The following is a 10,491-nucleotide window of genomic DNA, read 5'->3' on the forward strand; positions in this document are numbered from 1 at the left end:
TAAAAAGCACGGGTCTGTAGGACTTTTAATCGAATACGAAATGATATTAAATGCTTAGACTTTGGGAACGTAAGAAGCACCTTCGAAGACAACTCCCTCTTCAATTTTTAAACTAGGAGTTGTTACTGTGCCTCGGAAGGTTGCAGGTGGCATCATGGTGACCTTTTTACTAGCAACGATGTTGCCCTCGAGCGCGCCCATGATGGTCACGTAGCCCGCTTCGATTTCGGCATGCACCTGTGCTGTTTCTGTAATCACCACATGATCTTTAGTGTAAATCTCGCCTTTGAACTGTCCGGCAATCTTAGCTGTTCCACTGAAAGAAAGGCGGCCCTCGAAAGCGCTGCCCTCTTCTATTAGTGTTGAAACATAAAGTTCTTTTTCAGCTGATGCCATGTTCTTGTTAGGCTCTCTCTATATATTAGTCTTTTAATTTTTCGTAAATCTGAGTCAGTTGGTCATCGCTGTAGAAGTGAACCTGAACCTGTCCTTTACCTTTTTTATAGGTAATTTCCACTTTCGTGCCCAAGGCTTTCTGCAATTGATCCGCTAGCTCAGCCGCTAGTTTTCCAGCTAGATCCACTTTCGTCAATGCAGTGGCGTTATCAGTCTCAACTTTATCTGCTGTCGGTTTTTGTAAGCCTTTGATTTCATTCTCTAAAGAACGAACAGACATCCCATTTTCAGAAACTTTTTTAGCTAGACCTATCTGACGCGCTTTATCCGTCAACGAAAGGATCGCTTTTGCATGTCCGACGCTGATTTGCTTCGCCGTTAACATTTCACGAATTTCAGAAGGAAGACTTAATAGACGTAGAGCATTGGCAACTGACGATCTTTCCTTACCTACTTTTTCTGCGGCCTCTTGCTGAGACAACGCAAACTCTTGAATCAAGCGCTGATAACTTTCAGCTTCTTCGATGGGATCTAAATCTTCACGTTGAATATTTTCGATCAAAGCCACTTGTAGAGCTTCACGATCTGTCAGAGTTTTAATGATTGCAGGAACTTCGTGAAGACCCGCCATCTGAGCCGCTCTCCAGCGACGTTCACCGGCTAGAATTTCAAAGCCACCCTCTTTACGTTTTCTAACAGTAATAGGTTGGATGATGCCGTTCTCTTTAATAGAACTGGCTAATTCAGCAAGACTTTCTTTTTCAAAATTTTTACGAGGTTGGTAAACACCTGGAACTAATTTGTCGATGGCAATCGTCCAAACACGGCTTTCAGGTGGAACTTGAGATTCTACATTTGCTGCTGCCTTTGCGCTTTGGGGAGGGGCGATGGGTGCCGCAACAAATGTATCTTCAGTGGCCTCAGTGGCAGGTCCGCTTAACAACGATCCTAATCCTCTACCAAGTCTTTTTTTGTTCAAATTATCTTTATTGATTTCCATATATTATACCCTATAAGTCAAAGCTTTTGTTTTCAGAAACTTGAGTGTTGGCTGTGCGCGCCAAAAGCTCTTTTGCCAGCTCAGCGTACATCAAAGCACCGATGGATTTTGGATCATATCCGAAGATCGAAACACCATGGCTCGGCGCCTCGCTCAGACGAACATTTCGTGGAATCACAGCATTGAAAACTTTGTCTTTAAAGTGTGAACGAATCTCTTCTACAACTTGGTGACCCAAGTTATTTCTCTTATCAAACATCGTCAGCAAGATGCCTTCGATATGTAGATTTGGATTGATGCTTTTCTTCACTAAGCCCGCTGTATTCAGCAACTGACTTAATCCCTCTAGGGCATAGTACTCACATTGAAGTGGCACTAAGAAACTGTTCGCTGCGGCCAATGAATTCAGAGTTAAAAGTCCCAATGAAGGGGGACAATCAATCAAGACATAGTCATATTGATCTGCAACTGTAGCTAAAGCATTTTTCAAGCGGTATTCACGTTGAGGCATATCCACTAACTCAATTTCAGCTCCCACAAGGTCTGGGTTAGCCGTGGCTACCCAAACGCCGTCTTTAGGGCTTTTGAATACAGCATCTTGAAGGTTTTGTTCGCCAATCAACACATGATAGATATTCGAGTCCTGAACTTCGTGCTTTTTGATACCCAAACCACTCGAAGCATTACCCTGAGGGTCCATATCAACCACCAAAACACGATATCCTTGCTGGGCCAAAGCCGCAGATAAATTGACAGTAGTAGTGGTTTTTCCTACTCCGCCCTTTTGATTGGATATGCAAATCGTCTTAATCATGGTGTCTCCTTATAGTTGCGCAGTCATATTGGCTTTTTGTCGAGTCCTGAGCAAGAAAAATTTCAGTTTTAGGACCTTTTAGCCGATGTTCTACGTGGAACATTACATGAAACCTCTACTTTTTATAGCTTTTGCGCTTATTTTAGCCTCGTGTACGAAGAAAAATCCGAATCCGGAGCTTTCCGACGCTATTTATATGGATCTTCAAGAGGAATTATCTATTGCTGACAAGGCCCTTGAGGAAGAAACCAAGAATTTGGCTAGTCTACAGAAGGAAAAAGACGCTGTTGTTCCTCAGACTGGACAAGTTAAATACGCCCTCAAAAAGGTGGAAGATTCCCTAGCGAAAATCGATCGCCTGAAACAGCAGAAACAATTCTTTGAAATTAGCCTTGAAACGCGAAAACATCTAGTAGCCGAGCGCTACGAAGAAAGCCTCACTGAAGGCGGTCGCCCATGGCCCGACGAAGCCGAAATTGCGGACTATCGCGCTATTATCAAGATCCAACGGGAAAAAATCGCCTACGACAAGGTCCAAGGCATGAGAAAATATGTTCCACGTGGAACAACCGAGCCTGCTTCGGCGCCTTCCCCTTCTAAACACTAGCGTCCTAGTCGGGAGTCCTTTTTCAATAGTACTTATGCGCTTTAAAGCCTCGGACAGCCGCCGAAGGGCGGAACTCGTTTTAAAGCGCATAAGTACTATTGAAATAACGATGACTAGGACATTAGAAGGGGAAATTCTGGCGAAAGATTGGTTGCATTGGTCCTGTTCACACTTAGATCTAGTCCTGAGCAGGACTGGAGCCTCGTCTGGATAAAGAAGCTATCAACAAAGACACCCCACCCACTACAGCTATAGTCTTTTACTCTCGCGTGAAGATAATCTTTTTAGCCTTTAAAACGAGTTCTGTTAGAAAACAACGATCAACGCCGATTACGAAGAAAGGGTCGCAAGTTTTCTAACAGCTGTCCGAGGCTTTAAAGGCTAAAAAGATTATCTTCATTCCGTGACCGAGTAAAAGGCGAAAGCTAGTCCAACTTCAGGGTTTCCACCACAAACATCTTCGCGTTCGTGACAGGTAGAACGTATTCTCCTGCTAAAGTGGGTTGCCATGCCGAGCAGAGCTGTATGGGGATTTGGGAAATTTCGATAGCCCATTCTTCACCTTTCATGTGAAAAACAAGCGAGCCTTTCGGCATCATCTTTCTAAGAGTTAAAAGCATTTTCGGAATCTGAGAAAATCCGCGACTGATCACCTGCTCGATCGGGTCCTTGGCAAGAAGCTCAATCTGCTTATTGATTACTTGAACATTCGTTAATCCAGCTCGCTGAATAACATGTTTTAAAAATTCACATTTGCGCTCATCAGAGTCTGTCAGAGCTACTCTTTGATCTGGATAAAGGATTCCATAGACCAAACCCGGAAAACCATTGCCGCTACCAAAGTCATATAACACTTTGTTAACATTCAGTTTTTCTCGAACAATTCTTGAGGCGTAGACAGAATCTGCGAAATGGGTGGCATCAGCGTTAATCAACGTCTTCGCTGAAACTAAATTGATGACCTTATTGAACTTTTGAAGCTCTGTAAAATAAAGCTCGAGGTTCCTATAAACTGTTTCATCCAGTTCAGGAAACCAATTCTTCAAACGCCAATTAGGTGCTGCTTTGTCTGAGTTGTCGTGCTTGATTTCAGGTGCGCTCAATTCAACACTCCTTTTCACATTCCATGTGTGCCGCTACAGACATTTATCGGATTAATTTTTTATCGACTATAGCTCTAATTCTTTACGAGCCTTTAAGTATATCATAATTGCCTGTAACCCCGAAGGATTCACTCCGCTAATACGCTGAGCCTGTCCCAAAGTGCGAGGTTTAACGGACTTGAGTTTACTGACTTCCTCTGCAGATAGGCCTTTGATTAAAGAGAAATCCGTTTGAGCGGGGATTAATGCCTCTTCAAATCGCTTAGCTTGCGCAATAACTTCATTCTGCTTTTTGATATATCCAGAGTATTTAATTTCGATTTCAACAGCATCCGTCACTTCGGAATCATTATCAAATTGATATCCCAATTTTTCGCCTAATTTTTCTAAAGCATCAAATCCCACTTCTGGACGACGCAATAATTCCGCTAGGCGCAGAGGTTTTCCTAAGGCTTTTGTTCCCAAACTTTCCACAAGTAAATTCACTTCTGGTTTTGGATAAACGAATGTCTCTTCCAGAGTCTGTAGCATCGCACGACGGCGCAGCTTCAGCTCTTCTAAGCGATCAAGATTTGCCTGTGGAACGATTCCCAATTTACGAGAAACTTCTGAAAGGCGATCAGCCGTATTGTCTTCGCGCAGAACTAAGCGATGTTCCGCACGGGACGTGAACATACGATATGGCTCACGCGTGCCCTTCGTCACAAGATCATCGACCAACACTCCTGAATACGCCACATCACGGCCCAAGATAAACTCTTCGCGTCCTAAAATCTTGTGGGCCGCATTCACTCCGGCAATAAAGCCCTGTGAAGCCGCCTCTTCGTAACCACTGGTACCATTGATCTGCCCTGCTAAAAATAAATTCTCGACAGGGCGAGTTTCAAGACGATGATAAATCTGAGTCGGTTCGATATAATCGTATTCTACGGCATAGCCATAGCGCACGACTTTGACGTTCTCTAGGCCCGCGATAGTTCTTAAGAATTGATCTTGTATTTCTTCTGGTAACGAAGTCGAAATGCCCTGCAAATAAATCAGATCCGTATTCAGACCTTCTGGCTCTAGGAATGTCTGATGCGAGTTGCGATCTGCAAAGCGCATGATCTTGTCTTCAATACTCGGACAGTAGCGCGGACCTGTGCCTTCAATGACTCCGCAGTACATCGGCGACTTGTCTAAGTTGTTGCGAATAATCTCGTGAGTCTGCTCGGTGGTATTCGACAGATAACACGCCACTTGCGGCAGATAGAATTTCTTTTCTGAGGTGTGTGAAAACGGATAGAATTTTTCGTCTCCGTATTGTTCTTCAGTTTTTGACCAGTCGATGCTGTCTTTATGTAACCGCGCCGGAGTTCCTGTTTTCAAGCGCTTCACTTCAAAACCGAAAGCAGCCAACTGGTCTGATAAGCCCACAGAGGCCTGATCGCCGATACGACCTCCGGCAATTTGTTTAAGACCGAAGTGCATGACTCCGTTCATAAACGTACCGGTTGTGATGATCACCGCCTGCGCGCGGATTTCCGAGCCATCCTGCAGGACAACTCCCTGACATTGATTTTGATCTAAGATCAATCGTTTCACTTCGCCTTCAAGCAGGCTTAGATTCGGCTGCGAGCTTAAAACCGCTTTTTGCAGGTCCGAATAGACATGTTTATCACATTGGGCACGGGAACCCCTGACGGCAGGTCCACGGCTGGAATTCAGGCGTTTAAACTGAATGCAGGACTGATCAGCAGCTATACCCATTTGACCGCCTAGGATGTCCAGCTCGCGCACCATATGGCCTTTTGCCAGCCCCCCGATGGACGGATTGCAGGACATGTAGCCGATACGATCTAAATTGGTGGTCACTAACAAGGTCTTAACGCCAAGACGAGCTGACGCCAAACAGGCTTCAATACCAGCATGGCCGGCACCGACGACGATAATGTCATAATCAACTGTCTTCTGACTCACGTTATTTTCCTAAGCAAAACTCTTTAAAGACCCTATCCATAATCTGATCGTCATAGACTTGTCCAAGAATTTTTTGAAGGGACAGCAAGGCCTCTTTCAGATAGAGGGCCACGAACTCTGCTCCGGTCTTATTTTTGAGTTCATCCACGGACTTTGAAATCATTTCAAAAGAGTACTGAGCCTGCTCGAATTGACGAGACGACGAAATCACCGCCTCATCTAGATAGTCGAACTGCCCCACCGCTGACTTGATCGCCGCAAAGATATGGCTGCGGCTGGTGGCTTCACGGGCCGATGTGGCTAAAATCTCTTGAGCGCCGGAAAGACCAAGGCTCATCGAGATCTCGTCCTGTATGCGGTACAGCTCATCGGCTGAAACAGTATCGGATTTGTTTAATAAGAATATCTTTTTGCTGTTTTGAATTTCAGTCGCCATTTGCAGCGAGCGCTGCCACTCTTTTTCAGTAGCATCGAAAACAAAACAAAGCAGGTCCGCCTTTTCAGCTTCTTGGCGCGAGCGATCGATACCGATAATTTCCACTTCGTCCTGAGTTTCGCGCAGGCCTGCCGTATCACTGATGATGTACTTCATGCCATCAAAGATAATTTCGCCATCAATCACATCGCGAGTTGTTCCCGCAATCGGTGTGACAATCGCTTTGTCATTTTGAAGTAATAAATTCAGTAAGCTGGATTTACCCACGTTCGGCTCGCCTAACAGGGCAACTTTAATACCATCTTTGATCAGACGACCAGATTCATAGGACTGAAGAAGTTTTTCTAAGGTGCCGTTGATTTTTTCAAGCTTGTGAATCAACTCGCTGGTGTCAACCACTTCAATGCCTTGCTCGATAAAATCAATCGACGCTTCGATATGGGCCAAACACCACGTTAGGTCCGAAATCAGCTCTTCCACTTCTTTCGAGACATGGCCTTCCAGTTGACGAAGTGCCACCTTGGCTGCGGATTTGTTACGACTTTCGATCAACGACAAAACAGATTCAGCTTGCACCAGATCCAGTTTGTTATTCATAAAGGCGCGGTAAGTGAACTCACCAGGTTCGGCGATTTTAGCGCCGGCTTGAACCAACTGATCTAAAATCTGTCCTGTAATATAAGGACTTCCATGACACGAGATCTCGATCACCTCTTCACCGGTAAACGATTTGCCATGGGCAAAGTAAGTCACCACGGCTTCGTCGATCTTTTGCCCTTTTAAATCATGAATTTCAGAAAAATAGGCACGATGGGATTGAAAATGAGACTGAAGAGTTTCCTCGTTTGAAAGAGATTTTGATAATCGCTTGCAAATACGGCCGCTGATGCTTAACGCCTGCGGCCCACTGACACGGATAACGGCGATTCCGCCGACTCCGTGAGGAGTCGAAATGGCACAAATAGTCTGTTCATTTCGATTCCACATCATAACTTAAAGACTAGTTTTCGCCTGCAACAGTGTCGGCACCATTTGCTTGGCCACCTTGTCCGTTACCGCTTTTTGTTGCTGGGTAGATTTTGATTTTTTTGTAAAGACCATCACCTAAAGAGCGGCTTTTAACACGGCCGTCTTGCGCCAAGTACTGATGAACCACTTTGCGCTCTTTCGGAGGCAACGCGCGGTAATAAACAGATTTACCTTGCTCAATAGCGATTGTTTTTAAGTGCTCAGCGCGCTCGATCAACGCCGCTTCTGATTCTTCACGGTAACCACCGCAGTCCACTAACACATTTGTTTGAATGTCTGCGAAATGGTGCTGAGTCACACGTTTGATGATCAACTGAATCGCATCTAATAACTGACCTTTATAGTCTTTTAAAAGAGCTTCATCGTTTCCAGAAAAATCAATTTTGATTTCTGTAACATCGTCTTTCTTAGATAGATTCAATTCATAAGAAAGGTCAAAGTTACCTTTTTCAAGAATACCGTTCAGAGTCGCTTCTACAACTGATTCCAGATTATTATCTTTTTTAGCTCCACCACCGAATAATTTACTGAAAAATCCAGCCATTTTTTACTCCTTCTTTAACTTCTACTTCTATAGCTTTTACGATTATTATTTCTTAGCTTTTAAACTTACTTTTTTTGCCAGAGCGCCAACGGCGTCATCTGCTTTTTTATCCGTTTTTCTGTCCTTCATAAGGAAGTACTGTTGACCCACACCGAACAGGGCACTGACAAAGTTATAAAGTGTCAGACCGCTTGGTAAGCTCAACATGAATAACGAAAATAGAATCGGCATAAAGTTTAAGATCTTAGCTTGCATCGGATCCATAGTCGTCGGAGTCAACTTCTGTTGGAAGAACATCGTGACACCCATCAAAACTGGCAAAACAAAAAACTTATCGTGCGAGCTTAAATCTGTAATCCAACCAAAGAACGGCTGTTGATAGATTTCAATACTAGATCCGATAGTTCTCCATAAAGCGAAGAAGATCGGGATTTGGATCAACATAGGTAAACAGCTACTTAATGGATTCGCATTGTGCTGTTTCATCAAGGCCATTGTTTCGCGGTTCACGGCCATTGGATCGTTTTTGTATTTTTCACGGACAGCTTGAAGTTCCGGTTGGATCTTCTGCATAGCACGCGCTGATTTGAAAGAAACGATGTTAAACGGCAACATCACAAAACGAACCACGATAGTCAGGGCGATAATCGCCAGACCCCAGTTTCCGAAGATACCGAACATGAATTTCATCAATGAAAGAAGCGGTTTCGAGATAAAACCGAAGATACCATAGTCCATTACCTCAGGAAGTAAAGGATCGATTTTATTAAGGTTTTCTGGAACTTTTGGGCCGATAAAGATAATGTTGCTTAGACGTGAAACTTTCGCGTCTTTCAGGTCATAAACCACATCCATTTTCGCCGTTTTGTTCGCCACATTCATATTCAATGATGGCAAAACATCAGACTTATCGATGTAACTTTGAGTGAAGTACTGCGAACCAATCGAAGCTAGGCGTATATTCGATGCAGATTTAGAAAGAGTCTCTTCGTCTTTTAAACCAGAAACATGTTCTGTCTTAACTTTTTCAGCATCTTGGAAAAGGAAATCCTGTCTTTCAAAAGAAGGTAAGAAGAAGTTACCGCTCGAGATCACCAATTTAGGTTCAGCTGTTGAAAAAGTAACTGTGCTTGGAGTCGTATCGAAAGAAACTTCTGAAGTGAAGCTCATCGTTTCTGGATGATAAACTACAGTACGGCGAATATTTTTCCCGTTTACTGTCGCTGTTCCCACAAACTCAGTGGCACTTGTTTGCTCTAATTTATAGAAAACATTTTGGTTCTCTACTGTATTGGCAAAAAGCTTTTCACTCGAGTTAAAAACTATCGGCTGCTTTTGTTTGTTCGTGTATTTTTTAAGTTCTAAAGAGTTTAGACCCATCCCGAAAGATGAAAGACTCCATTTTACATTTTCGTCTTCATAAGAGAACGTCTTTTCAGTCGCCGTTTCCGCTGCCTGCTGAGCTAAATTTGCTGTCCCGTTAGAACCGATAGTAGCTGCTGAAGCTCCCGTTCCCACTTCCGCAGAAACTGTTCCATTCGCAGAGCCATTTGCTGTGCTGCCTGCTACCTCTGTCGCTGCGGGTTTCGCCGGAGCAGGAGGATAGGTTTTGTTCATGTAGTATTGCCATCCCCAAAGCATCAGGAAAACAACAATGATCGAGGCGATGAATTTTGGATTACCGAACGGAGATTCGTTTTGATTGTTCATACAGACTCATTTCTATTTCTGCTGGTGTTAATGGAACTGGATCATAAAAGCTTTTTTTACTGAACGGATGGCAACTCATCAACCTTTTAAACACAAGCCAAGAAGCATATCCAACACTGTGTTTTGTATAGGCCTCGTGCGCATAGTGAGAGCACGAAGGATAGTAGCGGCAATTTCCACCCAAAAAGTATGAAAAAGTAGCTTGGTAAAATAGGATAAAAAAGCGAGCGACCTTATTTGATATTTTTGTAGAGGTCTTTGAAGTCAGAGTATTTCTTCTGTGTAAAAAATTTAGCATCTGCTTGTGGTTTGAACACAAACACGAATGTGTATGATTCGTATTTTTCAGGCCATTTTTCAGTGCTAACACAGTTTCTTACCCATCTTTTGAGTTTATTTCGAATAACTGAGTTCGCCACTTTACGAGAAACCGTGACACCAAAATAGTTTTTGGCGTCAACAGACGGCAACATCTGCAATGTTAACCATGCAGATAGCCGCTTTCTGGTCCCTTTTGTGGCGACTTCTTTGAAAATCGAAGATCTTTTAAGTGGATAAGGCTTACTTCCCACCAGAAGTAACTGTAAGTTTTTTTCTGCCTTTAGCGCGACGACGATTTAATAGTTTGCGACCCGCAGCTGTAGCGGTTTTAGAACGGAATCCGTGTGTTTTTTTACGACGGCGATTGCTTGGTTGATAAGTACGTTTACTCATAAAATACCCCTGTTTAAACTACGACGTAGATACGTCACATACAATATATTTGCAAATATAATCGGCACATGCCAATTAAGTGAAGTAGAAATAAATCACATTGCATCAACGAGGTCAACTGTTGATAAGTTGAAATCATATTGTTAAAGCAGTCTTTCGTCCGAGGGGGGTCGAGTTTG

The 10,491-nt window shown here is 43.5% G+C and carries 12 protein-coding genes; 1 reads left to right on the top strand and 11 read right to left on the bottom strand.

Going from position 1 to position 10,491, the window contains the following annotated elements:
* Positions 1–54: 54 nt before the first annotated feature.
* The 3 genes from A11Q_RS13145 to A11Q_RS13155 are packed head-to-tail and all read right to left on the bottom strand — an operon-like array spanning position 55 to position 2,210.
* Entirely contained in the window at positions 55–396 is a 342-nt protein-coding gene (locus tag A11Q_RS13145) for a bactofilin family protein (protein WP_015471318.1), read from the bottom strand.
* A 25-nt stretch (positions 397–421) separates the two neighbouring features.
* Positions 422–1,396, bottom strand: coding sequence for a ParB/RepB/Spo0J family partition protein (locus tag A11Q_RS13150; RefSeq protein ID WP_015471319.1), 975 nt, complete (start codon positions 1,394–1,396; stop codon positions 422–424).
* Positions 1,397–1,406: 10 nt separating this feature from the next.
* Positions 1,407–2,210, bottom strand: a complete 804-nt coding sequence (locus tag A11Q_RS13155) for a ParA family protein (protein WP_015471320.1) — start codon at positions 2,208–2,210, stop codon at positions 1,407–1,409.
* Positions 2,211–2,316: 106 nt separating this feature from the next.
* On the opposite strand from A11Q_RS13155, the gene A11Q_RS13160 reads away from it, so the two are divergent.
* The gene (locus tag A11Q_RS13160) at positions 2,317–2,817 is read left to right on the top strand and encodes a hypothetical protein (RefSeq protein ID WP_148285005.1); all 501 of its coding nucleotides are present in this window, start codon (positions 2,317–2,319) and stop codon (positions 2,815–2,817) included.
* Positions 2,818–3,242: 425 nt separating this feature from the next.
* Here A11Q_RS13160 and rsmG read toward each other — a convergent pair whose 3' ends face one another.
* The 8 genes from rsmG to rpmH all read right to left on the bottom strand — a co-directional run bounded on the left by rsmG (position 3,243) and on the right by rpmH (position 10,312).
* Positions 3,243–3,920 (bottom strand): 16S rRNA (guanine(527)-N(7))-methyltransferase RsmG, encoded by a 678-nt coding sequence (gene rsmG / locus A11Q_RS13165; protein WP_015471322.1) that lies wholly within the window; start codon positions 3,918–3,920, stop codon positions 3,243–3,245.
* Positions 3,921–3,986: 66 nt separating this feature from the next.
* Positions 3,987–5,879, bottom strand: coding sequence for a tRNA uridine-5-carboxymethylaminomethyl(34) synthesis enzyme MnmG (gene mnmG, locus A11Q_RS13170; protein WP_015471323.1), 1,893 nt, complete (start codon positions 5,877–5,879; stop codon positions 3,987–3,989).
* A gap of 1 nt (position 5,880) precedes the next feature.
* Positions 5,881–7,305, bottom strand: a complete 1,425-nt coding sequence (mnmE, locus tag A11Q_RS13175) for a tRNA uridine-5-carboxymethylaminomethyl(34) synthesis GTPase MnmE (protein ID WP_015471324.1) — start codon at positions 7,303–7,305, stop codon at positions 5,881–5,883.
* Positions 7,306–7,315: 10 nt separating this feature from the next.
* A complete protein-coding gene (locus A11Q_RS13180; RefSeq protein WP_015471325.1) occupies positions 7,316–7,888 on the bottom strand; it encodes a Jag family protein in 573 nt (190 codons plus the stop codon).
* Positions 7,889–7,933: 45 nt separating this feature from the next.
* Positions 7,934–9,598, bottom strand: a complete 1,665-nt coding sequence (yidC, locus tag A11Q_RS13185; RefSeq protein WP_015471326.1) for a membrane protein insertase YidC — start codon at positions 9,596–9,598, stop codon at positions 7,934–7,936.
* Entirely contained in the window at positions 9,567–9,896 is a 330-nt protein-coding gene (gene yidD, locus A11Q_RS14075) for a membrane protein insertion efficiency factor YidD (RefSeq protein ID WP_083860533.1), read from the bottom strand. The genes yidC and yidD overlap by 32 nt, the downstream gene beginning before the upstream one ends.
* Entirely contained in the window at positions 9,832–10,170 is a 339-nt protein-coding gene (rnpA, locus tag A11Q_RS13190) for a ribonuclease P protein component (protein WP_041575332.1), read from the bottom strand. Before rnpA ends, yidD begins: the two co-directional genes overlap by 65 nt.
* Positions 10,160–10,312, bottom strand: coding sequence for a 50S ribosomal protein L34 (rpmH, locus tag A11Q_RS13195; RefSeq protein ID WP_015471328.1), 153 nt, complete (start codon positions 10,310–10,312; stop codon positions 10,160–10,162). The genes rnpA and rpmH overlap by 11 nt, the downstream gene beginning before the upstream one ends.
* Positions 10,313–10,491: the final 179 nt, after the last annotated feature.

It is taken from the genome of Pseudobdellovibrio exovorus JSS (assembly GCF_000348725.1).
Lineage (GTDB): Bacteria > Bdellovibrionota > Bdellovibrionia > Bdellovibrionales > Bdellovibrionaceae > Pseudobdellovibrio > Pseudobdellovibrio exovorus.

Coding starts and splice junctions, on each gene's coding strand:
- A11Q_RS13145 (WP_015471318.1), bottom strand. CDS start 396: ATGGCATCAGCTGAAAAAGAACTTTATGTTTCAACACTAATAGAAGAG.
- A11Q_RS13150 (WP_015471319.1), bottom strand. CDS start 1,396: ATGGAAATCAATAAAGATAATTTGAACAAAAAAAGACTTGGTAGAGGA.
- A11Q_RS13155 (WP_015471320.1), bottom strand. CDS start 2,210: ATGATTAAGACGATTTGCATATCCAATCAAAAGGGCGGAGTAGGAAAA.
- A11Q_RS13160 (WP_148285005.1), top strand. CDS start 2,317: ATGAAACCTCTACTTTTTATAGCTTTTGCGCTTATTTTAGCCTCGTGT.
- mnmE (WP_015471324.1), bottom strand. CDS start 7,305: ATGATGTGGAATCGAAATGAACAGACTATTTGTGCCATTTCGACTCCT.
- A11Q_RS13180 (WP_015471325.1), bottom strand. CDS start 7,888: ATGGCTGGATTTTTCAGTAAATTATTCGGTGGTGGAGCTAAAAAAGAT.
- yidC (WP_015471326.1), bottom strand. CDS start 9,598: ATGAACAATCAAAACGAATCTCCGTTCGGTAATCCAAAATTCATCGCC.
- yidD (WP_083860533.1), bottom strand. CDS start 9,896: ATGCTAAATTTTTTACACAGAAGAAATACTCTGACTTCAAAGACCTCT.
- rpmH (WP_015471328.1), bottom strand. CDS start 10,312: ATGAGTAAACGTACTTATCAACCAAGCAATCGCCGTCGTAAAAAAACA.